20 protein-coding genes are annotated in these 23552 nt (G+C 70.7%); 2 read left to right on the top strand and 18 right to left on the bottom strand.

The window, feature by feature from the left end; translation table 11 throughout:
- Positions 1–9: 9 nt before the first annotated feature.
- Positions 10–1188 carry an ROK family transcriptional regulator gene (locus tag HDA40_RS29660; RefSeq protein WP_253761092.1) on the bottom strand — a complete coding sequence of 393 codons (1179 nt, stop codon included), beginning with the start codon at positions 1186–1188 and terminating at the stop codon, positions 10–12.
- A gap of 171 nt (positions 1189–1359) precedes the next feature.
- Here HDA40_RS29660 and HDA40_RS29655 point away from each other — a divergent pair, with 171 nt between their 5' ends.
- Positions 1360–2856, top strand: a complete 1497-nt coding sequence (locus tag HDA40_RS29655; protein ID WP_253761091.1) for a glycoside hydrolase family 3 protein — start codon at positions 1360–1362, stop codon at positions 2854–2856.
- Between the two features lie 81 nt (positions 2857–2937).
- On the opposite strand, the gene HDA40_RS29650 is transcribed toward HDA40_RS29655, so the two are convergent.
- The 14 genes from HDA40_RS29650 to HDA40_RS29585 all read right to left on the bottom strand — a co-directional run bounded on the left by HDA40_RS29650 (position 2938) and on the right by HDA40_RS29585 (position 16479).
- Positions 2938–3561 carry a histidine phosphatase family protein gene (locus HDA40_RS29650; RefSeq protein ID WP_253761090.1) on the bottom strand — a complete coding sequence of 208 codons (624 nt, stop codon included), beginning with the start codon at positions 3559–3561 and terminating at the stop codon, positions 2938–2940.
- A complete protein-coding gene (gene rsfS, locus HDA40_RS29645) occupies positions 3558–3944 on the bottom strand; it encodes a ribosome silencing factor (RefSeq protein ID WP_253761089.1) in 387 nt (128 codons plus the stop codon). The genes HDA40_RS29650 and rsfS overlap by 4 nt, the downstream gene beginning before the upstream one ends.
- Positions 3945–4060: 116 nt before the next feature.
- Positions 4061–4648: a nicotinate-nucleotide adenylyltransferase gene (gene nadD, locus HDA40_RS29640; protein ID WP_253761088.1), complete on the bottom strand. Its 588-nt coding sequence runs from the start codon at positions 4646–4648 to the stop codon at positions 4061–4063.
- Positions 4645–7101, bottom strand: a complete 2457-nt coding sequence (gene pepN / locus HDA40_RS29635; protein ID WP_253761087.1) for an aminopeptidase N — start codon at positions 7099–7101, stop codon at positions 4645–4647. The genes nadD and pepN overlap by 4 nt, the downstream gene beginning before the upstream one ends.
- 49 nt (positions 7102–7150) lie before the next feature.
- Entirely contained in the window at positions 7151–7585 is a 435-nt protein-coding gene (locus tag HDA40_RS29630; RefSeq protein WP_253761086.1) for a GNAT family N-acetyltransferase, read from the bottom strand.
- Positions 7586–7676: 91 nt separating this feature from the next.
- Positions 7677–9131, bottom strand: a complete 1455-nt coding sequence (gene obgE, locus HDA40_RS29625; RefSeq protein WP_253761085.1) for a GTPase ObgE — start codon at positions 9129–9131, stop codon at positions 7677–7679.
- An 84-nt stretch (positions 9132–9215) separates the two neighbouring features.
- Positions 9216–9473 (bottom strand): 50S ribosomal protein L27, encoded by a 258-nt coding sequence (gene rpmA / locus HDA40_RS29620; protein ID WP_253761084.1) that lies wholly within the window; start codon positions 9471–9473, stop codon positions 9216–9218.
- A 10-nt stretch (positions 9474–9483) separates the two neighbouring features.
- On the bottom strand, positions 9484–9798 hold the full coding sequence (gene rplU, locus HDA40_RS29615) for a 50S ribosomal protein L21 (RefSeq protein WP_253761083.1): 315 nt from the start codon (positions 9796–9798) through the stop codon (positions 9484–9486).
- Between the two features lie 283 nt (positions 9799–10081).
- The gene (locus HDA40_RS29610) at positions 10082–10588 is read right to left on the bottom strand and encodes a hypothetical protein (RefSeq protein ID WP_253761082.1); all 507 of its coding nucleotides are present in this window, start codon (positions 10586–10588) and stop codon (positions 10082–10084) included.
- A gap of 104 nt (positions 10589–10692) precedes the next feature.
- Positions 10693–11193, bottom strand: a complete 501-nt coding sequence (locus tag HDA40_RS29605; protein WP_253761081.1) for a hypothetical protein — start codon at positions 11191–11193, stop codon at positions 10693–10695.
- Between the two features lie 119 nt (positions 11194–11312).
- Complete coding sequence (locus HDA40_RS29600; protein ID WP_253761080.1) at positions 11313–11855, bottom strand: hypothetical protein; 543 nt, start codon at positions 11853–11855, stop codon at positions 11313–11315.
- A 115-nt stretch (positions 11856–11970) separates the two neighbouring features.
- Positions 11971–14679 (bottom strand): Rne/Rng family ribonuclease, encoded by a 2709-nt coding sequence (locus HDA40_RS29595; RefSeq protein ID WP_443671307.1) that lies wholly within the window; start codon positions 14677–14679, stop codon positions 11971–11973.
- A 50-nt stretch (positions 14680–14729) separates the two neighbouring features.
- Positions 14730–15494 (bottom strand): TIGR03936 family radical SAM-associated protein, encoded by a 765-nt coding sequence (locus HDA40_RS29590; RefSeq protein ID WP_308197777.1) that lies wholly within the window; start codon positions 15492–15494, stop codon positions 14730–14732.
- Positions 15487–16479 (bottom strand): glycosyltransferase family 2 protein, encoded by a 993-nt coding sequence (locus HDA40_RS29585; RefSeq protein WP_372503009.1) that lies wholly within the window; start codon positions 16477–16479, stop codon positions 15487–15489. The genes HDA40_RS29590 and HDA40_RS29585 overlap by 8 nt, the downstream gene beginning before the upstream one ends.
- Before the next feature lie 185 nt (positions 16480–16664).
- Here HDA40_RS29585 and HDA40_RS29580 point away from each other — a divergent pair, with 185 nt between their 5' ends.
- Positions 16665–18686 (top strand): hypothetical protein, encoded by a 2022-nt coding sequence (locus HDA40_RS29580; protein ID WP_253761079.1) that lies wholly within the window; start codon positions 16665–16667, stop codon positions 18684–18686.
- A gap of 4 nt (positions 18687–18690) precedes the next feature.
- Here HDA40_RS29580 and HDA40_RS29575 read toward each other — a convergent pair whose 3' ends face one another.
- From HDA40_RS29575 to HDA40_RS29565, 3 genes are all read right to left on the bottom strand, one after another.
- Positions 18691–20586: a DUF6541 family protein gene (locus tag HDA40_RS29575; protein WP_253761078.1), complete on the bottom strand. Its 1896-nt coding sequence runs from the start codon at positions 20584–20586 to the stop codon at positions 18691–18693.
- A gap of 128 nt (positions 20587–20714) precedes the next feature.
- On the bottom strand, positions 20715–22682 hold the full coding sequence (locus HDA40_RS29570) for a TIGR03960 family B12-binding radical SAM protein (protein WP_253761077.1): 1968 nt from the start codon (positions 22680–22682) through the stop codon (positions 20715–20717).
- A gap of 28 nt (positions 22683–22710) precedes the next feature.
- Entirely contained in the window at positions 22711–23394 is a 684-nt protein-coding gene (locus HDA40_RS29565; protein ID WP_253761076.1) for a lysophospholipid acyltransferase family protein, read from the bottom strand.
- Between the last annotated feature and the right edge of the window lie 158 nt (positions 23395–23552).

Raw genomic sequence — 23552 nt, 5'->3', positions numbered from 1 at the left:
CAAGGAACGTTAGTTGGTGGTGGAGCCGAAGACCTGGTCGCGTACGGCGTCGAGGCCGGTCAGCAGCGCCCCGCGCAGCACCGGCTCGGCGCCGACCTCGGAGACGACGACGCGCGGCGAGACCACCGAGATCGCGGCGACCTCGTGCTGCACCCGGTCGGCGAGCGGTGTGCCGCCGGCCTGGCCGACTTCGCCGGCGAGCACGACGAGCGACGGGTCGAGGACGACGCCGATGGAGGCGACGCCGAGCGCCAGTCGCCGGGCCAACTCGTCGAGGACGGGACCGCCCTTGGTGCCGGCGGCGATGGCAGCCCGCACCGCTTCGCCCGCCGTACGTCCCTTGAAGCCGTTCTCGCGCGCGACGGCGAGCACCGCGTCGGCCCCGGCGATGGCCTGGAACGCGCCCTTGGCCCCCCGCTTGCTGACGTCCCGAGGCAGGTCCGCGCCGGGGACGGGCAGCCAGCCGATCTCGCCCGCCGCACCGGTCGCGCCGCGGTGCAGCCGCCCGCCGAGCATGACGGCGAGGCCGACGCCGCGGTCGATCCAGACGAGGAGGAAGTCGCCGACACCGCGCGCGGCGCCTTCGTGCGCCTCGGTGACGGCGGCCAGGTTCACGTCGTTCTCGAAGAACACGTCGGGGATCAGGTCCTCGCGCAGGTTGGCGAGCAGACCGCGATGCCAGCGCGGCAGGTCCCACGCGAAGGCGATGTCGCCGGTCGACGGGTCGACCAGACCGGGGGTGCCGAGGACGATCCGGCGGATGTCGCTCAGCGCCGCGCCGCCGAGGTCGGCCGCCTCCAGCACGGCCGAGTGCACGAGGCCCACGGGGTCGTCGGTGTCCCGAGTGGAGTGCTCGACACGGCCTACTATCGAACCTGTGATGTCGGCGCAGGCCGCGACCACGTGGTCCGGGCCGACATCCACGCCGACGACGTAGGCACTGGACGGTGTCACCGCGTAGAGCTGGGCATTCGGACCCCGCCCACCGGCCTGCTCGCCGACGCGCCGGACCAGGCCGCGCTCCTCCAGGCGTTCGACCAGCTGGGATGCGGTGACCTTGGACAGGCCGGTGCGTTCGCCGAGCTGGGTACGCGTGAGGGGACCATGCTCCAGCAAGAGTTCGAGTGCGGCTCGGTCGTTGAGAGCGCGCAGGAGACGGGGGGTTCCCGGGAGACGAGCAGATGACATGGCGGCAGCCTCTGGCGTTTAGTAAAGTTTCTTATTAGATTGGCAATGCTTTACCACTAACGGCTAGGGTACGACGTCTCAGTAGGTGGGGACGTCCCCCCGGTCAAGCGACACGGCCCCGCCGCACCGGCGGAGGTCCACCCCGGAACACGACGAACAGTGGGACACGAGATGACGATCGACCCCGGGCTGCGGCGCCTCATCCTGCAGACCCTGCTCCCCTCCTTCGGTGGACGGACCGAATCGGGCGTGGGCATCGGCGCCGGACGGCTCGACGCCGAAGCCCTCACCGCCCCCCGATGGGCCGTCGACCTGGTATCCGAAGGGCTGGCCGGATTCTGCCTGTTCGGGTACAACATCGAATCCCCCGAACAGCTGGCCCGACTCACCTCGCAGCTGCGGGCGGCCCGCCCCGACGTTCTGATCAGCCTCGACGAGGAGGGTGGCGACGTCACCCGGCTCTACCACCGCAGCGGCAGCCCGTACCCGGGCAACGCCGCGCTGGGATTCATCGGCGACTACAGCCTCACCAGCCGCATCTACCAGGCGATCGGCCAGGATCTGCGGGCCGCCGGCGTGAACCTCAACCTGGCGCCCACCGTCGACGTCAACGTCGCCACCGACAACCCGGTCATCGGCACCCGCTCGTTCGGCGCCGCCACCACGCAGGTCGCCGCGCACACCGCCGCGGCCGTCGTCGGCCTTCAGTCGACCGGCGTCGCCGCTTGCGCCAAGCACTTCCCCGGACACGGCGCGACGGTCAGCGACTCCCACCTCGGGCTGCCGACCGTCGACGTCAGCGAGCAGGTGCTGCGGGAACGGGAACTGCCTCCGTTCGCGACGGCGGTCGCTGCCGGGGTCAAGTCCATCATGACCGCGCACATTCGCGTACCAGTGCTGACGGGCGATCTGCCCGCGACCTTCAGCCGGCGCGTGCTGCACGACCTCCTGCGGGCGGAATTCGGCTTCACCGGCGTGATAGTGACCGACGCGCTGGAGATGGCCGGAGCGGCGCAGGCCGCCGGCGGCATCGAGCGGGCCGCGGTGCTGTCCCTGAACGCGGGCAGCGACCTGCTGTGCATCGGCGCGGACGTGGACCTGGACCTGATCGAGCGGGTCGTCGCGGAGATCGCGACAGCGGTCGAGCGCGGCGAACTGCCGCTGGCTCGCCTGACCGAGGCCGCCGAGCGGAACTCGCAGCTCGCGGCGTGGACGCAGGGTGCGTTCCCGACCGAGATCGAGCCGGACCTGGGCTACGCGGCCGCTGCGCGGGCGATCCGCGTCGAGGGTTCGGTCGAGGGTGTCGAGAACCCGCTGGTCGTGCAGCTCGTCGCGGGCTACAGCATCGCCGAGGGGCCGGTGCCGTGGGGCCTGGCCCAGCACCTGGGCGGCACCGAGCAGCTCACCACGGACGCGGCGGAGACCTCGACCGGTGCGCTCATCGCGAAGGCGGGCGACCGCCCGATCGTGATCGTGGGCCGGCACATCCACCGCACCGAGCCGGCCCGCCGGCTCACCGAGGCGCTCGCGGCCACGCATCCCACGGTGGTCGTGGAGATGGGCTGGCCGGCGGAGTGGCGGCCGGCGGGCGCGAAGGCGTTCATGAACACCTTCGGGGCCAGCCGGGCCAACGGTCACGCGGCGGCGGCAGCTCTGCGCCTCGCGTGACCCGCGGGTGGCCGGACTCTCACGGGGGGAGTCCGGCCACTGATCGCACTCCTGGCGGCTCGGGCAAGCCCTCCCCGGCGGTTAATTCACGTTGTACGCCTGAAGCCGCCAGCGGCCCTTGGACTCGACACGCAGCTCTACCCAGTGGCAGTTGCCGATCGAGCCGAGGGTCGGCAGGAACTCCTCCGGCAATCCGAGGAACGCGGCGACGCCGTACTTGATCGAACCGCCGTGCGTGGTCAGCACCGCCAACCCGCCCGGTACGCGTTCCGCCGTCTCCCGGATCACCTCGCCGACCCGCTTGGCCAGGTCGGACAGGGGCTCGATGCCGTCGCCCGGATCGGGGTCGGCCGCCTCCCACCGCGCCCGGGACTCCGGGAAGCGCACCTTGATCTCCGGCGTCAGCAACGTCTCCCACAAGCCGAACCCACGCTCCCGCAAGCGGGCGTCTCGTTCCGGCCGCATCTCGATCAGCTCGGCCAACGCGTCCGCCGTACGCGCGGCGCGCTGGAGGTCGCTGCTGATGAGCAGATCCGGCTTCAGCGGGGCCAACCGAGCCGCCGCCTGAGCCGCCTGCTCCCGGCCGAGGTCGTTGAGGGGCACATCAGTCTGGCCCTGCACCCGGTGCTCGGCGTTCCAGTCGGTGTTGCCGTGCCGCCAGAGGATGATCCGGGTGCCGGGCGTCAGGCCCTCCGCGCTGGTCATGACGGGCTGTCGGCCAGGTCCCGATCGACGAACTCGATCCGTGGGCAGTCCTTCCACAACCGGTCGAGCGCGTAGAACTCACGCTCCTCGGAGTGCTGGACGTGCACCACGATGTCGACGTAGTCGAGCAGCACCCAGCGGCCCGACCGCTCACCTTCACGCCGAACCGGCTTGGCCTTCTCCGGCAGCTCCAGCAGCTTCTCCTCGATCGCGTCGACGATGGCGAGCACCTGCCGCTCGTTCGGCGCGGACGCCAGAACGAAGGCGTCGGTGATGATCAGCTGGTCAGCCACGTCGAGCAGGACGATGTCTTCGGCCTTCTTGTCCGCCGCGGCCTGAGCCGCGGTCAGCGCCATCTCGACAGCACGCTCGGATGCTGGCACCTGGTTCCTTCCGTCGGGGACGTTTCCCTGACGTCCAGGATCTCACAGGTGGTGGCCTTCGCACCCGCGAGATATGACGCTTATCGCCCTCCGGCGGCGCGGGGATACAGTCCTTTTTAACGGTACAAATGATGTTTTGCGATGTATTGCACGACACCGTCGGGCACGAGATACCAGACCGGCTGCCCGGCGGCGACCCGCGCGCGGCAGTCGCTCGACGAGATCGCCAGCGCGGGCACCTGGACGAGGGTGACCGCCTCCGACGGCAGGTGCGAGTCGCTGAGGGTGAAACCCGGCCGGGTGACGCCGACGAAGTGAGCCAGCTCGAAGAGCTGATCGGCGTCCTTCCACGAAAGGATCTTCGCCAGCGCGTCCGCGCCGGTGATGAAGAACAGCTCGGCCTGCGCGCCGTACACCTCGCGGAGTTCGCGCAGCGTGTCGACGGTGTAGGTCGGCCCCTCCCGATCGAGGTCGACCCGGCTGACCGTGAACTGCGGGTTCGACGCGGTCGCGATGACCGTCATGAGGTAGCGGTGCTCGGCCGCGGAGACCTTGCTGTCCGGCTTCTGCCAGGGCTTCCCGGTCGGCACGAAGACGACCTCGTCCAGGTCGAACCGGTCGGCCACCTCGCTCGCGGCGACGAGGTGGCCGTTGTGGATGGGATCGAACGTCCCGCCCATGATGCCGATACGACGCCGGCTCATCGCAGGTTCCGTTGGCGTACCGCCCGGCGCAGGTCGTCGGTGGAGTCCGCGATCGCCCGCGCGAACTGCGTGTTCAGGCCGGGCTGGGCGAGCATGCGCTCGGCTTGCTCCACAGTGGAGGCGTACGCCGCCGTCACCGGGTAGGCCGCCCCGCCGAGGGTCGCCAGCAGGTAGCCGGACCGCCATTCCTGCGACGCGGGCAGCTCGGTGAAGTACCGCTCGACGTACTCGTCGGTCAGCTCCCAGTGCTCGGCGCGCCAGAAGCCCTGGCCGATCGCCTCCAGCATCCGGTTGGACAGCTCACGGTCGCGGACGATCTGCTCGAACGCGGTCGCCTTGGCCGCCGCCTCGGGCCGCGCGGCCCGACAGCGAGCCGCTTCGACCGCACCCCGCGCGGTCCCGTCGCGGGACTGCTCGGCGTCCAGCTCGGCCTCGGTCAGATCGCCGAGGACGGCCAGCCGCAGCAGCATCGACCAGCGCACCTCGTCGTCGACGGCCAAGCCCTCGGGCAGGTCGCGGCCGGCGAGCCAGGCGCGGACCGGTTCGGCGGGCGTACCGCTGATCAAGGTCCGGAACGCCGCCAGCTGCAAGCTGTCGCCCGGCGCGGCCTGCGCCAAGATCGCCTCGCACGCGTCGTTCACCGCCGCCTGCCCCGCCGCCCGCTGGCCGACCGGGAGGAACCGGCTGATCGCGATGCCCCGGGCGAACCCGAGGATGTGCTCGGCCACGCCGACGTGCGTCTCGGCCGCCAGCGAGCTGCGGATCAGGTCGAGGAAGTCCATCGCGGGGACTTCGCCGTCGCGTACGGCGTCCCAGATCGCGCCCCAGACGACCGCCCGGTCCAACGGGGACGTCAGCTGTCCGAGCAGGCGGGCGAGGTCGGCGCCCCGGGCGAACCTGACCTTCGCGAAGGTCAAGTCACCGTCGTTGAGCAGCACGTCTTCCATCGTCACGCCGTGCAACGCGGCGACCTCGGTCACCGGACCGTCCACACCGGTCTCGATCCGCTTCCGTACGCCGGTGGCCGGTTCGGTCCAGCTGATGCCGATGCGATGCGGCCGAAGCGTCGGGTACGCCGCCGGCGCGGTCTGCTCCACCGCGAAGCCGTTCTCGGTGAGCACCGGTCGCAACGTGTTGACCTGCGGCGACCGCAGCCACTTGTCGGCCCAGCCGGACAAGTCGCGACCGGACGCCTCGGACAGCGACGCGAGCAGGTCGTCCAGGGTGGCGTTGCCCCAGGCGTGCTTGTCGAAATGTGCCCGCAGCCCGGCGAAGAACGCGTCGTCGCCCAACCACGCCACCAGTTGGCGGAGCGCGGCGCAGCCCTTGGCGTACGAGATGCCGTCGAAATTGGCGAACGCGGACTCGGTGTCGGCGACGAACACCGGGGCGACCGGGTGCGTGGACGGCCGCTGATCGGCGCCGTAGCCCCAGATCTTGCGCTCGCTGGCGAAGTCGGCCCAGGCGTCGGTGTAGCGCGTGGCCTCGGCGGTGACCCGGTAGCCCATGTAGGTGGCGAACGACTCGTTCAGCCAGATGTCGTCCCACCAGCGCATCGTCACCAAGTCGCCGAACCACATGTGGGCCATCTCGTGGGCGACGATCGACGCGCGCCGGGACCGCTCGGTGTCGGTGACCGCGCCGCGGTAGATGTACTCGTCCCGGAACACCACCAGGCCGGGGAACTCCATCGCGCCCCAGGTGAACTCCGGGACGAAAGCCTGCTCGTACTTGCCGAACGGCAGCCGGATGCCGAACAGCTCGTGATAGCGGTCGAGGCACTGCTTGGTCAGCTCGAACAACTCCGGCGCGTTCTCCGCCAACGCCTCCGTGTACGACTTGCGGGCGTACAGGGCGAGCGGGATGCCGTCGTGCTCGTCGCGGAGCTCGGCGTACGGGCCGCCGATGACGGTGATCAGATAGGTGCCGACCGGCTTGGTCTGCTCGAACTCCCAGCGGCCCGGCTCGGTCTGCACGCCCGCGGCGTTCGAGCGCACGATCCACGACGGATCGGCGGTCGCCCGGATGATGATGGGCGCCTTCAGATCGGGCTGGTCGAAACAGGCCATGAACCGCGGCGCCTCGGCGATCGACGGCTGCGCGTAGACGTACGCCTCACCGTCGGCCGGGTCGACGAACCGATGCAACCCCTCGCCGACGTGCGAATAGGCGTACTCGGCGAGGACGACGACCTCGTTGCGGGCGGCCAATCCGGTCAGCGGCAGCCGGCCGTCCGCGTACGCCGTGAGCGGAGCGCCGTTGAGCGTGGCGCTGATCAGCCGCGTCGGCCTGAGTTCGAGGAAGGTCTCCGCGCCCGGTTCGTCGACGCCGAAGCGGACGACCGTGGTCGTGCGGAAGGACTCGGTGCTCGTCAGATCGAAGTCGAGCTCGTAGCTCACGTCGCGAACGACGCCGACGCGCGTCTTCGCCTCGTCGTAGGTCAGGCTGGCCATCCCCCCATCATGCCCGCCCCGGCGACCGGTCGAAGGCGAGGGGTGATCTTCAGGCCAGCTTCTTCTCGAAGCACACCGACAACGGGTTGCCGACGTACTCCCCGAACGGCGGAATCCGGTGATAGCCGGAGGCTTCGTAGAGCGCGATCGCCTCCGGTTGGCGTACCCCGGTCTCCAAGATCACCGTGTCGTGGCCCTCCGCCTGCGCGCGGCGCTCGAGGCCCGCGAGGATCCGGCGCCCCACGCCGCCGCGGCGGCTCGCGGGCCGGACCCACATACGGGTCAGCTCCGCGACCCCCGGCGCCACGGTCGCCACTGCGCCGCAGCCCACGGGCTCGCTCATCTGGTACGCGACCACGAAGCGCGCCAGCGGGTCGACGGGCGTGATGTGCTCGTCCGGGTACCGCGAGAGCAGTTCCTTCTCGGCCGCGAGGACGAGCAGGGTGACGTCGGGGTGAGTGACTTCGCGGTTCTGGATCAACACTCGCGAGACGCTAGCCAGGGCACGTTTCCGGGCTGTTTCCGGTTCCGCACAAACGGTTCGTGAGAGTGATCACTCCCCGATCACTCATCCGTTACTTGCCGGCACCCTCGTCGTCGGTCCACTCGCCCTCGACCTCCTGATGAACCCGGCGCGCCTTGCGGGCCGCCAACCGTTCGGAAGCGCCGGTACGCGGCGTCGTCAGCGCCTCGTCGATCCGGATGTCGGTGCCCCGGTTGCCTGGCACGTACGCCGCACCGGCGTACACGGTGGGCTGCCAGTCGAACTCGCGCTCGCCGATGCGGACCGGCGCACCGGGCTCCGCGCCCGCCTTCGCCAGCGCGTCCTCGACGCCCAGCCGGGCCAGCCGGTCGGCCAGGTAGCCGATGGCCTCGTCGTTGTCGAAGTTGGTCTGGCGGACCCAGCGCTCCGGCTTGGTCCCGCGAACCACGTAGACGCCATCGTCGTCCAGCTCGATGGTGAACCCGTCGTCGTCGACCGCCTTGGGCCGGATGACGATGCGCGTGGGCTCCAGCACCGGCTTGGCCGCCCGCGACTGCTCGACCAGTTCGGCCATCGCGTAGGTCAGCTCCTTCAGCCCTTCCCGGGTCGCGGTGCTGATCTCGTAGACGTGGTAACCCCGCTCCTCCAGGTCGGGCCGGACGATCTCGGCCAGGTCCCGCCCGTCGGGCACGTCGATCTTGTTCAGCACGACCAGCCGCGGCCGATCCTCCAGGCCCCCGTACGCCGACAGCTCGGCCTCGATGGCGTCGATGTCGGCGAGCGGGTCCCGGCCGGGCTCCAGCGTCGCGGTGTCGACGACGTGCACGAGCACAGACGTACGCTCGATGTGCCGCAGGAACTCCAAGCCGAGCCCCTTGCCCGTGGCCGCGCCAGGGATCAGGCCCGGCACGTCGGCGACGGTGAAGGTGTGCTCCCCCGCCTGCACGACGCCCAGGTTCGGCACGAGCGTCGTGAACGGGTAGTCGGCGATCTTCGGCTTGGCCGCCGAGATCACCGCGATCAGGGAGGACTTCCCAGCGCTCGGGAAGCCCACGAGGCCCACGTCGGCGACGCTCTTCAGCTCCAGGACGGCGTCGAGCCGGTCGCCGGGCTCACCGAACTCGGCGAAGCCGGGCGCCTTGCGCCGGGAGCTGGCCAGCGCGGCGTTGCCCCGCCCGCCCCGGCCGCCCCGGGCCAGCTCGAAGGTGGTCCCGATACCGACCAGGTCGGCCAGCACCTCACCGGACGGGCTGAGCACGACGGTGCCGTTGGGCACCTTGAGCACCAGGTCCTCGCCGTTGGCGCCGTCCCGGTTGCCGCCGGCCCCGCCCTTGCCGTTCTGGGCCTTGATCCGCGGCTTGAAGTGGAAGTCCAGCAGGGTGTGCGCACCCTGGTCGACGGTCAGGAAGACGCTGCCGCCGTGGCCGCCGTTACCGCCGTCCGGCCCGCCGAACGGCTTGAACTTCTCGCGCAGGATCGACACGCAGCCATGCCCGCCGTCCCCGGCCTGCAGGTGCAGCACCACTCGGTCGACAAAGGTTGCCACGGTTCAATCCTCTCAAAACAGTGAGCGGGTGGAGCGCTTCTCGCGCTCCACCCGCCTCACCAGCTGACGCTTGTTGCGAAGCCCTCAGGCTCCGGCCGGCACGATCGACACGGTCTTGCGGCCGCGCTTGGTGCCGAACTGCACCGAGCCGTCGGCGAGCGCGAACAGCGTGTCGTCGCCGCCCCGGCCGACGAGGTCGCCCGGGTGGAACTTGGTGCCGCGCTGACGGATCAGGATCTCGCCGGCGCTGACGACCTGACCGCCGAACCGCTTCACGCCGAGGCGCTGGGCGTTGGAGTCACGACCGTTACGGGAGCTGGACGCACCCTTTTTGTGTGCCATATCGGAACGCCTACTTCCCGGTGGAGATGCCGGTTACCTTGACCTGGGTCAGCGGCTGACGGTGACCCTGGCGCTTGTGGTAGCCGGTCTTGTTCTTGAACTTGTGGATCCGGATCTTCGGGCCCTTGGTGTGGGCCACGACCTCACCGGAGACCGAAACCTTGGCAAGCTTGGCCGCGTCGGTCACGAGGTCGGCGCCGTCGACGACGAGAACGGCCTTGAGGGCAACCTCGTCACCGGGCTGGCCGGCCAGCTTCTCGACCTCGATCACGTCGCCCTCGGCGACCTTGTACTGCTTGCCGCCGGTCTTGACGATCGCGTACATGGGACGCGGACTCCCTTGCGTAGTGATCTACGCCGATCGCGTACGGCCGGCGCTGTCTGGCGGATGGGTGTGCCTGCGGCCGCTGCCGCCGCCGGGTTCACTGGCTCGGCCAGTGCTCCTGCGGCTGGCGCGCACGCCAGCACCCGGCACCCGAGTGGGCACCGCAGGAAAGATTACGCCATGAGCCGCCCAGACCCCAAACCGGGGAGCCCCGGTGGGGCTGAGCGGTGGCCGGAGTCACCCGCTTCAGCCTGCTGCGAGCAAGTGACTCCGGCCACAGGGCTCACGAGTCGAGATCAACTCCGGCGGCCTTGCAAAGCGCGGTGGCCGTCTTCGAGCCGTCCTTCTGGTCGATCGCGGCCAGCTCCTTGTCGATGTCGTCAAGGCTGGTCAGACCGTTGATCGCGGTCGCCATGTCGGCCTCGGTCGCCAGCAGGGCGGCCTTCAGCGCCGGGTCCTCCGCCGTAGCGGCGATGTCCTTGACCTGGCCGACCCAGTCCACGAGAACCTTCTTGACCGCGACGATGGTGGCGGCGGTGATCTCGGCCTGAGTCTTCTTGCCCTTGATCGCCTCGGTGACGGCGGTCTGCAGGGTCGTGTCGGACGGCATGGTGCTGAGCTTGGTCTTCAGCTCGGTGCACACCGTCTTGGTGTTCGCCGTGTAGTCCGGCTTGGCGCTGGTGGCCGCCGCCGACGGGCTGCCGGAGGCGCCGTTGTCGGTCGAGGTACCACAGGCCGCCGCGGTCAGCAGGGCGGCGCCCAGCACGGTCAGGGCAAGTGCGCGTCGCATGTCGGATCGCAATCTTTGAGGGGGTTGACTCGACAAACGCCGCCGGGGCGGACCCCGGCGGCGTCGTGACTGTAGCGGACGGCCTGACCAGGCCGACCGTCCCCCTACTCGAAGTTCTTGAGGGTGACGCCCGCGTCGGTGCAGACCTTCTTCACGTTGCTCGACGCGGTGTCCAGGTCGGTCGCGACAGATTCGATCTCGGCCGGCGAGGACAGGTTGGCGACCTTCTCGTACTTGGCACCCAGGTCGGTCAGCGCCTGCTTGGCGGCCGGATCGGCGGCTTTGTCGGCCTCCGCCTTGATCGTGGCCGCGGCCGCCGCCAGCAGCGGCTTGGCCGTGTTCCACGCCTTCAGCGCGGTGGCCGAGTCCCCGGAGGTGATCGCGGCGATCGCCTTGGCCAGCTCCGGCTGGGCCGTGGTGTGCAGAGTGCCGTACAGGGTGTCGATCGCGGTGCAGGCGGCGGTGGTGTTCGCCTTCACGTCCACACTGGCGGCCGTGGTCGGGGCGGCCGACGGGCTACCCGTGTTCGTGTCGTCGGAGGAGCCGCAGGCGGCCGAGGCGAGCAGGGCGCCGGTGAGGGCGGCCAGCACGAGTGCACGTCGCATGTCGCTGTCTCAATCTCGTGAGGAATGGCAAGCGCCGCCCCCTCCCCGGGAGGCGGCACTGCGGCGCACTTTAAGCGATCTTCCAAACTGCTTCAAACCGAGCCGAACCGAGCTTCGGCTCAGCTCGTCCAGTAGACGGTGCAGGTCTGCTGGATGGTCTGCCCGGCCTGGGTGACGTCGGGGCTGGTCAGCAGCGATCCGGCGGTCTGGAGGTCGGCCGGCTTGGTGAGCTGCGCGGCGGCCCGGTCGAACGCATCGGCCTCAGCCGTCAGCGCCGACTTCAGTTTCGCGTCGAGTGCGAGCGACGCCTGACCGCGTAGTCCCGCCGCCCATTGGCCGAGCAGGGACTTGACGTCGGCGACCGCGGCATCCGCTGCCGCGCCGCCGTTCTGGGCCGCGGCCACGGCGTCGGCGAGCTTCCGGGTGAACTGAGCGGCGCCGTCGGCGGCCACCGACCGGATCTGCCCGCAGACAGCCTTGGTGTTGCCGGCGAGATCGGTCGGGGCGGCACTGACGGTCGGGGGCGCGCTCGCGGCGGTGGTCGCGGTCGCGGTGCTGCTTCCGCCGGCCGACGGCGTACCGGTGCCGGCGCAGGCGGTGGCGGCCGCGAGAACCCCGGCGAACAGCAAGGTCATCCGCGTGACGGTGGGGGTGTGTCGCATGAGGACTTCGTTCCCCGGAGACCATCCCGGCAAACGCGACAGCGGTTGATCGTTATCGATCAACCGCTGTCAGCTGCAGAGTCTCAGGGCTGCAGAGTCTCAGGGGCGCATATTCTCAGGGACGCGTACGCCGTCGGGCACCACCGCGCCGGCCCCGGCGCCGGCCGCCGCGCTCGTGCTCGTCGGCCTCCTGACCGTCGCCCTCGTCGCCGTTCAGCTCCTCGGTGTCCTCGACGACCTCGGCCTCACCCGCGAACGGATCGTCCGGCTCGGCCGGGCCGTCCTCGTCGTCGGCGGACGCGTCGCGGTGCGCCGAGGCGGCGACCTCCTTGACCTTGTCCCCCGCCGCCTTGTCGTGGCTCTTGTCCCCGGTACGCCCGGAGCCCCGCTCGGCGACCGGCTCGGTGTGGATGACGACCCCACGGCCCTTGCAGTGCTCACAGGTCTCACTGAACGCCTCGAGCAGGCCCGCGCCGATCCGCTTACGCGTCATCTGGACCAGGCCGAGCGAGGTGACCTCGGTGACCTGGTGCTTCGTGCGGTCGCGCCCCAGGCACTCGGTGAGCCGACGCAGCACCAGCTCGCGGTTGCTCTCCAGCACCATGTCGATGAAGTCGATGACCACGATGCCGCCGATGTCGCGCAGCCGCAGCTGGCGCACGATCTCCTCGGCCGCCTCGAGGTTGTTCCGGGTGACGGTCTCCTCGAGGTTGCCGCCCGCGCCGGTGTACTTGCCGGTGTTGACGTCGATGACCGTCATCGCCTCGGTCCGGTCGATCACCAGGTGGCCGCCGGACGGCAGGAAGACCTTGCGGTCCAGCCCCTTGAGGAGCTGCTCGTCCACCCGGTACGCCGCGAAGACGTCCACCGAGCCGGTGTAGCGGTGCACCCGCTCGACGAGGTCGGGCGACACGTGCTTGAGGTATCCCTCGACGGTGTCGTACGCGTCGGAGCCGGCGATGACCAGTTCCTTGAAGTCCTCGTTGAACAGGTCCCGGACGACCCGCACGAGCAGGTCGGGCTCGGAGTAGAGCAGCGTGGGCGCGCCACCGGTGCCCGCCTTGGCCTGGATCTCCTCCCACTGCGCCTGCAAGCGGGCGACGTCGCGGGCCAGCTCCTCCTCCGAGGCGCCCTCCGCCGCCGTACGCACGATGACGCCCGCGCCTTCGGGGACGAGCTTCTTGAGGATGTCGCGCAACCGGCGGCGCTCGACGTCGGACAGCTTGCGGCTGATGCCGGAGGCGGTGCCGTGCGGCACGTACACCAGGTGGCGGCCGGACAGCGCGATGTGGCTCGACAGCCGGGCGCCCTTGTGCCCGATCGGGTCCTTGGTGACCTGCACGAGGACCGAGTCGCCGCTCTTCAGCGCCTGCTCGATGGACCGCGAGCGGCCTTCGAGCCCGGCCGCGTCCCAGTTCACCTCGCCGGCGTAGAGCACGGCGTTGCGGCCCCGGCCGAGGTCGACGAAGGCCGCCTCCATGCTGGGCAGCACGTTCTGGACCCGGCCGAGATAGACGTTGCCGACCATGGTCGCGGCGCTGGCCCGGGTCACGTAGTGCTCGACGAGGACGCCGTCTTCGAGGACGCCGATCTGCGTCCGGTCGCCCTTCTGGCGTACGACCATGACCCGGTCGACCGCCTCGCGGCGGGCCAGGAACTCGGCCTCGGAGAGGATCGGGGGGCGGGTGCGACGCTGCTCACGGCCGTCCCGGCGGCGCTGGCGCTTGGCCTCGAGCCGGGTCGAGCCGGTGACGCCCTGCACCTCGTCGGAGGGCTTACGGCCGTCCCGGATCTTGACGATCGTGGGTACGCCGTCCTCGTCGATCTCGTCGACCTCGGAACCGCTGCCCTTGCGGCGGCGACGGCGACGGCGACGGGTCAGCGGCTCGCCGCTCTCGTCCTCCTCGCCCTCTTCCTCCTCAGCCTCGTGCTCCTCGGCGGCCTCGGCCTCCTCGCCGGTGTCCTCCGCGGTGCCCTTGCCCCGGCCACGTCCCCGGCGGCCCCGGCGACGACGACGGTGCTCGCTGTCGGCGTCCCCCTCCGCCTCGGCGCCGAGTTCGTCTTCCTCGGCCTCGGCTTCGGTCTCGGTCTCCACGGCCTCCGCGGCCTCGACGGGCTCGGCAGCGGCCTTCTTGCGGCGGCGACGGCGGCCGGACTCGGCGGGCGCCTGCTCCGTTTCGGCTTCCTGGACCGGTTCGTCCCGCTCCGGACGGCTCTCGCCCCGGGTGTCGCGGTCCCAGGTGTCCCGGTCGGCACGCTCGGCCCGCTCGGCCCGCGCTGGGCGGGCCGGGGGCGTCTGCGGCTCGGGGGCCATGAACAGCACGGTCGCGGCCGGGCGGCGACGGCCCGGCGGCTCCTCGACGGCCTCCGGGGTCTCCGCTTCCGCGGGAGTCTCCTCGTCGGCGGCGGCCGCCTCGATCTCGGCCGGCGCAGCCTCCTCGGCCGACTCGGCCGACTCGGCCTCCTCGGCCAGCTCCTCCTCGCCGGGCTCGGCGTCCTCGACGAGGGGCACCGGCTCGGGCTCGGGGGCGGCCGACCGGCGACGCGTACGCGTCACTCGCCCGGTCTCACCGGACGAGTCGTCGGGGTCGGACGTGCCACGGCGGCGAGTCGTCCGGCGACGCGCCGGCGCTTCCTCGGCCGGGGCGTCCTCGGGACGTGCCAGTGGCGCGGTGTTCTCTGCCTCAGCCGCGGATTCGTTGTCCGCAGCCTCGGCGGGCTCGTTGTCGAGCATCCGGACGTTCTCCAGTTCTAGCAGGCCCCGGGCGCGACGCACGCTGCCACGCAGGACTTGCTCCATAGTCACTCGGACGGCGATCCCCAGGGGAACCGCCCTTCCTAAGTCAGCTGTCGGGTGCCGGACCTTTCCGGGGTCTAGCGCTCGACCGACGAAGCCTCGCGATCCGCGTCCAGCGGATCCACGATCTCTCCGGCCGCGTTCAGGGAACCCTGCGCGAGCCGGGTGGCCCGCGGCGGGACCGGCTGGGCCAGATCCGCCACGACACGCAGCCCGGAGAGGACGTCGTCGGGTCGCACGGTCGGTGTCACCTGCCGTACGACAAGGTCGAGTATCGCATACGGGGCGTCCGGGACCCCGTCAGGTGGCGAGATCACCGTGATGTTCAGCACTGCCGCACGGCAGTCCAGGCTGCGCCGGCCCTGTTTGGTCAGGCGTTCGACCAGCACCTCCGGCGCGGCGCGAAACGCCTCGACCGCGCGCTCCAGCTCCGCTGACGAGACATCCGGCAACTCGACACGCCAGCGCGACGCCTCGATCCGGTCGGCCAGGCTCCCCGGCGCGGCCGCCTCCACCACATCGAGCACGTCCAGGCCGGGCGACAGCGCCGAATCCAGGGCGGTACGCAGTTCGTCCGGGCTCACCCTGGCCTGGAGGCCGAGTTCGAGGTACTCGGCCTCGCTGGCGACGCCGGTCGGCGCGGCGGAGGCGAAGGAGATCTTGGGATGCGGGGTGAACCCCTGCGAGTACGCGATGGGCACGTTCGCCCGGTGGATCGCGCGTTCGATGGCCCGCGCGAAGTCGCGGTGGCTGGTGAACCGCAGCGGGCCGCGTTTGGCGTACCGGACGCGGACTCGCTGGACGACCGGGGCCTGCCCGCCTTCTGGCTGCTTCTTAGGCACGCCCTTCTCCCGCCGTCGCGCGTACGCGGCCGGGGTCGGCCGCGCGAATCGTGTCGATCATGCCATCCGTTTCCTCGTCGCCGTCGGAGTCGTACCCGACGTAGTACGCCGGCCGCCCCTGGCTCGCCGCGTAGATCCGCCCGACGTACTCCCCGAGCAGCCCGAGGCAGAGCAGCTGGCACGCGCCGAAGAAGATGACGACCAGGAACATCGACGTCCAGCCGGGCACGGTGGCCCCGGCGAAGTACGCCCACAGCGTCTTCACCACCAGGGCCAGTCCCAGTAGTACGCCGAACCCGCCGAGCCAGGTGGCGACGCGCAGCGGGGCAGCGGTGAAGCTCACAATGCTGTCAGCGGTCAGCTTGATCATCCGGGTCAGGGGGTATTTGCTGACTCCGGCGGCCCGCTTCTCCCGCGTATAGGCGACCTGACCGCTCGGGAAGCCGAGCCACGGCACCAGCAGCCGATAGACCGGCGCCCGCTCGGGCAGCCCGCGCAGGGCTTCCACCATGGCCCGGCTGAGCAGCCGGAAGTCGCCCGCGCCGTCCGGCATCTTCTTGCCGACGATGCGGCGCATGAGTTTGTAGTACCAGCCGGCCGTGATCCGCTTGAACGACGTGTCGGTGCTGCGGTCGGCGCGTACGCCGTAGACGATGTCCAGCTCGCCGTCCTCGGCCGCCTGTAGCATCTCCGCGATCGTCTCCGGTGGATCCTGCAGGTCGGCGTCCAGGCTGACCACGTAGTCGCCGCGCGACCGGAACAGCCCGGCGCTCAACGCCGCCTGGTGCCCGCTGTTGCGGCGCAGCTTGATCAGCCGCAGTTGCGGCCACTTCGCCCGCAGCAGGTGCACGATGGCGGCGGTGTCGTCGCGGCTCCCGTCGTCGACGGCGACGACCTCATAGGTGCGGCCCAAGCCGTCCAGGACGGGCCGGAGCCGCTGGACGAGGAGAGGCAGCACCTCTTCCTCGTTGTACATGGGGATCACGACCGAGAGCCTCGGTGGTGACTCCGCGTCCGGCCTCATCACGCTCCGTACTATAGATGTGGGTTCCGCCCGATGTCAGCGCGGTGGAACGCTCGGCCCCGTTCGGCCGACCGACGCCCGAGTCGTTCTCCCGTTCCGTACGATCGAAACAATCAGGGCAGTCGGCGGATGGCGGACGAATGGACGTGCAGACGCAGGGGGCCGTGCTGGAGGGAGCGGTGCCGATCCGGTCCCGCGCGGACGGAAAGCGCCGAACTGTCACGGCGTACGCCGGATATCTTCCGGCGCTGGTGGTGACCGTGCTGGCCGTCGCCCTGCTCTGGTACTACGACGTCCCGCTCGGCACGACGGCGCTGTTCGGCGCGTACACGGTGCTGGTGGTCGCCCTGCCCGGCCTGCTCGTCTGGCGGGCCCTCCGCGGCCGGGCCGGGCTGCTAGCCGAGGACGTCGCGGGCGGACTGGCGGTCGGCTACGCCCTCGTCATCGGTACGCAGCTCCTGGCAGTCGCGGTCGGACTCCCCCGGCTCGCCGCCGCGCCGATCGGCGTACCCATCGTCTTCGCGATCGTGCCACGCTTCCGCCGGTTCTGGCGGGGCTCGAGCCGCGCGGCGCCCTTGGCCTGGAGCTGGTCGGTGGCGGCCGGGCTGGTCTTCCTGCTGTCGTGGACGGCGGCGATCTTCTACCGGACGGTGGGGCTGAGCTTCCCCGGCAACTCCTCGCCTTACCTGGACCTGCCCTACCAGATGGCGTTGACGGGCGAACTGAAGCACCACGTGCCCCCGGTGACGCCCTACGTCGCCGGCGAGGACCTGCGCTACCACTGGTTCTTCCACGCCGCGACGGCGTCCGCGAGCAATCTGACGGGCATCGAGGTCCAGACGCTGATCTACCGGCTCGCCGTGCTACCGGCGCTCCTGGTCTTCGCCGTCGCCATCGCCGTCCTGGGCTGGAAACTCGCCGGCCGCTGGTGGGCCGGAGCCGGCGCGCTGGCCCTCACGCTCTTCGCCGTCCGCCCCTTTCACCTCGACGGTTCCGGGGTGGTCCTGACCAATTTCTGGAACAGCCCCACGCAGACCTTCGGGGCGATGATCTTCGCCGGTCTGATGCTCGTGCTGAGCGACGTCCTGCGGGGGCGGCACCGCCGCGCCGACTGGGTTCTGGTGGTCCTGCTGGCCGTCGCCGTGGCCGGGGCGAAGGCCACCTTCGTACCACTGCTGGTGTGCGGGCTGCTCCTGGTGGCGGCGGTGCAGCTCGTCACGCGGCGGCGGATCACCCGGCCGGTGCTGATCGCCGGACTCGTCGCCGTCGCCGTCCTCGCCGGCGCGACGCTCGTGCTGTTCGCGGGCTCCACGACCGGCCTCCGGGTAGTCCCCCTCACCTCGCTGACCGGCGCCAGAGTGGGCACGATCGCCGTCGGCTGGCTCGCCGCGTGGGCCGGGCTCGCCGGGCTCGCGATCGCCCGGGACCGCCGGACCGACCCGCCGGTCGTGCTCTGCGTCGGTCTCGGCCTGGCCGGGATGGCGGCCCTGCTGCTCACCACCCAACCCGGCGGCAGCCAGGCGTACTTCCTCCAATCCGCGCGTCCCTACCTCTCGATCGCCGCCGTCTGCGGCGTCACCGGACTGCTGACCCTGCGGTCCCGGTTCTGGCGGGTCGCCGGCCTCGTCCTGGCCGCGGTCATGGCGCTCACCTTCATCACGGTCCCCCACCGCTACCTCGGTCCAGCTCGGGCCACGCTCCAGGAGGCCCGGCACCATCCGGTACGCCCAGGGCAGGTGCCGGCGGGCGCGCTCGACGCCGGGAAGTGGCTGCGGCAGCACTCCTCGCCGGACGACCTCGTCGCGACCAACGTCCACTGCGTACGGCTGCCCACGGGGGTCTGCGACTACCGCAGCTTCTGGGTGTCGGCGTACGCCGAGCGCCGGGTGCTCGTCGAAGGCTGGGCGTACACGCCGACGGCGTACCGGGTCGCCGAGGAGACGGGCGCGAACTACACCCGGCTGCCCTTCTGGGACCAGCAGCGGCTGGCCGACAACGACGCCGTCTTCACCACCGGCACAGCGGCCGCCGTCGACCGCCTGGTCTCGGCGTACGGGGTCCGGTGGTTGTTCGCCGACCGGCGGCTGGACCCCCGGCCGCTCGACGGGGTGGCGACCCTGCGGTACAGCAGCGGCGACTGCCTGATCTACGAGGTGCCGCGCGGCTGACGCGTCAGGGCGCGACCGTCTGGCACTGCCCGCTCGTCGTGATCGCGGCGAGGTCGACCAATTCGACGTTGGCCGCCCGCTCCGGACTCGCCCGCAGGGCGGTGGCCAGGGCAGCACGGGCGCCCTCGTCACCGACGACGATTCGGACGGGCTTGGTGGCCCGGCGGACGATGGCGTCGGCGCGCTTCTCCACCGAACTCCACGGCAGCGAGTAGGCCACCCGGTAGCCCCGGCCCGCTTGACGTTGCAGGGCGGCCAGGAAGATCGACTCGCTGTAGCCGTACCTCTGCTCGGGATCGCTGAAGAAGACCACGGTCGGCCGGTCCGGATCGGTCGGGCAGGCCCGATGGACCGCCACGATCGTCCGCGCCTGGCTGGGCAGCCCGGTCTTCGCGGCGGCCTGACTGGTCAACCAGGGGAAGTCGGTCAGCGACGGAATGCCGAAGACGATCTGGCCCACCGCGAACACGGCCAGCACGCCGACCGCCGCCGTCGTGCGTACCCGGGGCCGGCTCGACAGCCGACGCAGCGCCGGGCCGGCGACCTCGCCGACGGCGGCCACCCCGAGGATCAGCACGAGCACGACGACGTGCAGCATCTTGCCGAAGTAGTAGCCGGGATCGCCGCCGGACAGCACCTGGTAGAGGAGGATGCCCACCGCCGCGGCCAGCGCGGTCACCAGCGGGACGGCGTACCGGCGCCAGGCGGGCCGCCGGCGCCCGAGCACCACCCCGGCGATGATCAGCAGGGCGAACAGGGCGATCTCGATCGGCCGGATGTCGCCCAGCGCGCCCACGGCGATCTGCTCGTCCCGCTTGCCCAGCACGACCGCCGCCGCCGCCTGTGCGGCTGAGAGGCCGGCGACCAGGACACCGGCGGCGACCGAGAACGGCACCCGCCGCATCCGCCGGCGATCCATGATCACTCCGCCGACGGCGATGACGACCGCGATCGGTAGGAAGAGGTAGTAGGTCGACCCGACGCCGATCGTCAGCGCCGCGATCAGCACGATCTGGTCGCGTACCTTGACCGCCGGGCGGACGACCGCGACGACCAGCGCGCCGAGGAAGGCCAGGCAGGCCATTTCCGCGGGATAGGTGTAGACCATCGTGCGGACCAGTTCGGACCAGGCGGCGAGCCAGCCGGCCCCGAGCACGATCAGCAGGTACGCCCCCGGGCTGCGGCGCGGCCCGGCCACCCGGCCGGCGCCCCACGTGACCACCAGCATCAACGCGAAGAAGGTCGCCAGCATCAGGACCACGAGCAGGACGATGCCGTTCTCCCCGGAACCCAGGCGCGTCGTCGAGGTGAGCAGGTTCTCGATGATCGCGGCGACCAGGTGCCAGCCCTGCGGATAGTCCGACATGCCGGGGTTGAGGATGTCGCTGGTCATCCGAGGATGGATGAAGGTGTACGCCCCGATGTCGCGGATCTGATCGACCAGGCTGGCATGCCGGGACGAGTCCTCGCCGCTCATCATCGCGCCGAGGACGCCGGCGAAGTCGGTCGCCCGGAGGTACGGCAGCGCGGCCAGGGTGGTGATCACCAGGGAGGCCCCGACCGGAACGGCATCCCGCCATTGCGGGCGGGGCAGGCGCGGGCGGCGGCCGGAGAGCACGCCCGCGAGGACGACCGCGCTCAGCGTCACCCCCGCGACCGGTGCCGGGTCGAGCCCCCACGGCCAGACCGAGAAGACGAGACCGGCCGCCATGACGAAACCGGTGATCACCAGCGCACCGGCGATCAGCCGATCCAGCAGTGACTCCCCGACGCGCAGCAGCGCGGCGACGCTCAGCCAGGCGATCGGGACGAGCAGCCAGGCCACGTGGAGCGCGACCAGCCCGAACCCCAGGGCCCAGGCCAAAAGAAGCAGGCCACAGGCCATAACCCACCGAGGCATGTCGTCCGTTCCGTCACAAGGTGGCACGCCGTACGGCGGCGAGGGTTTCACCGGATTCTGTGTGAGCGGAGGTCAGGCTACCAGCCCTGTGACCACTGCGTACGCCCCTGGCGGCTACTCCTCTGACGTCACGATGTGTGGGCGTGCCGGAGTCCTCCGACGGGCGTCAGCGGGAGCAGTTTGCGGCCGGTCGGGCCGATCTGGATCTCGGTGTCCATCGCGGGGCAGACACCACAGTCGAAACAGGGCGTCCACCGGCAGTCGTCCTGCTCGTACTCGCGCAGCGAGTCCTGCCAGTCCTGCCAGAGCCAGTCCTTGTCCAGCCCGGAGTCGAGGTGGTCCCAGGGCAGGACCTCCAGCTCGTCACGCTCCCGGACGGTGAACCAGTCCAGGTCCACCCCGTACGCCGGGAGGACCTCGGCGGCCGAGTCCACCCAGCGCCGGTAGTCGAAGTGCTCGCTCCAGCCGTCGAAGCGGCCGCCGTTCTCCCAGACCCGCCGGATGACCGCGCCGACGCGGCGGTCGCCCCGTGCGAGCAGGCCCTCGATCAGGGACGGCTCACCGTCGTGGTAGCGCAGCCCGATCGCCCGGCCGACCGACTTGTCGGCGTTGATCGCCTGCTTGAGCTGGCGCAGCCGGTCGTCGATGACCTCCGGCCGTTCCATGGACGCCCACTGGAACGGGGTGTGTGGCTTCGGCACGAACCCGCCGATGGACACGGTGCAGCGGATGTCCCGGGTGCCGGTGGCGGCCCGCCCGGCCTTGATCACCTCGTGCGCGAGCCGGGCGATCTGGAGCACGTCCTCGTCGGTCTCGGTGGGCAGCCCGCACATGAAGTAGAGCTTCACCTGCCGCCAGCCGTTGGTGTACGCCGTCACGACCGTCCGGATCAGGTCCTCTTCGGTGACCATCTTGTTGATGACCTTGCGCATCCGCTCCGAGCCGCCCTCGGGAGCGAACGTCAGACCGGTACGCCGCCCGTTGCGGGACAGCTCCTTGGCCAGATCCACGTTGAAGGCGTCCACCCGGGTCGACGGCAACGACAGGGAGACGTTGGTGCCCTGGTACTGGTCGGCGAGGCCGGAGCAGATGTCGCCGATCTCGCTGTGGTCGGCGCTGGACAGCGACAGCAGACCGACCTCGTGGAAGCCGGAGAACTCCAGCCCCTCCTTCACCATCTGCCCCACAGTGGTGATCGACCGCTCCCGGACAGGCCGGGTGATCATGCCCGCCTGGCAGAACCGGCAGCCGCGCGTACAGCCGCGGAAGATCTCGACGGCGAACCGCTCGTGCACCGTCTCGGCCAGCGGCACGAGCGGCTTCTTGGGGTACGGCCAGGCGTCCAGATCCATGGTGGTCCGCTTGTGGACCCGGAACGGCACGTCCGCCCGGTTCGGCACGACCCGCTGGATCCGCCCGTCGGGCAGGTAGTCCACGTCGTAGAAACGGGGCACGTACACCGACTCGGTGCGAGCGAGGCGCAGCAGCAGCTCGTCGCGGCCGCCCGGGGAGCCCTCGGACTTCCACTGGCGCACGATCTGCGTGATCTCGAGGACCGCCTCCTCACCGTCACCGAGCACGGCGGCGTCGATGAAGTCGGCGATGGGCTCCGGGTTGAACGCGGCGTGCCCGCCCGCGACCACCACCGGGTGCGACTCGTCCCGGGCGGCCGCGTCCAGCGGAATCCCGGCCAGGTCGAGCATGGTGAGCATGTTCGTGTAGCCCAGCTCGGTCGCGAACGAGATGCCGAACACGTCGAAATCGCGTACCGGCCGGTGGGCGTCGACGGTGAACTGGGGCACGCCCCGCTCCCGCATCAGCTTCTCGAGGTCCGGCCAGACCGCGTAGGTCCGCTCGGCGAGCACGTCAGGCTGCTCGTTCAGCACCTCGTAGAGGATCTGCACGCCCTGGTTGGGCAGGCCGACCTCGTACGCGTCCGGGTACGACAGCGCCCAGCGCACCGTGACGGAGTCCCACTCCTTCACCGTCGCGCCGAGCTCTCCGCCGACGTATTGGATCGGCTTGGAGATCAGCGGAAGCAGCCGCTCCAGCTGCGGCCAGACGGTCGGTGCCGCGGTCAGACTGTTCGAACCCATAAGAATTGAGACTACCCGGCTGCCCCGGTCAGCTCTCCACCCGCTTGGGCGCGTACCGCGGCACGTACTCCTGGCCGGTCAGAGCCTGGATGGCGGACATCACGGTGTCGGTGATCTCCCGGGCGGCCGACGAGGTGCTCTCGGCGTCCTGCCACTTGTCGACGACGATCGGCTTGCCGAACTTGATCGTCACCTCGCCGCGCCTGAGCTTCGGCAGCACCTGGCCGGTCGGCTGGATCTTGTCGGTGCCCTGCGAACCCACCGGGATGATCGGCACCCCGGCCGCGAGCGCCAGCCGCGCCACCCCCGTACGCCCCCGGTAGAGCCGCCCGTCGGGCGACCGGGTGCCTTCGGGGTAGACGCAGACCAGGCCACCCTCCTGCAGGACCGGGATGGCCGAGTCGAAGGCGCTCAGCGCCGCCCGGCCACCCTCCCGGTTGACCGGGATCGCGCCCAGGCCGTTCATCAGGGTCCGGAAGAAGAGGCCGGACGGGCCCTTGCCGGTGAAGTAGTCGGACTTCGCCCAGAACGAGACCCGCCGCGGGCTGACGACCGCGCCGAGCATGAACTCGTCCGCCACCGAGAGATGGTTGCCGGCGAAGATCGCCCCACCCGTCTCGGGAATGTTCTCCCGGCCCTCGATCTCGGGCGCCCAGCCGAGCTTCAGGAGTGGAGCGACCGTCCACTGACCCACCGTGTAAAGCACGGGCACCGCTTGCCTCCTGCGTCGTCCGCTCGTCCCCACGAGACCGCCGCTGAACATACCGTAGTCAGCTGAAGCCGAAACCGCCGCCGGAACGCGTCCGCGCGTTTCTGGAACGCAGATCACACCAGGTGCACCCAAGATCAGCGGCGGATCAGGAATGTGGG

Source organism: Hamadaea flava (assembly GCF_024172085.1).
Lineage (GTDB): Bacteria > Actinomycetota > Actinomycetes > Mycobacteriales > Micromonosporaceae > Hamadaea > Hamadaea flava.
Note: the sequence above shows the minus strand (reverse complement) of the source record. Positions and strands in the feature narration are given on the sequence as shown.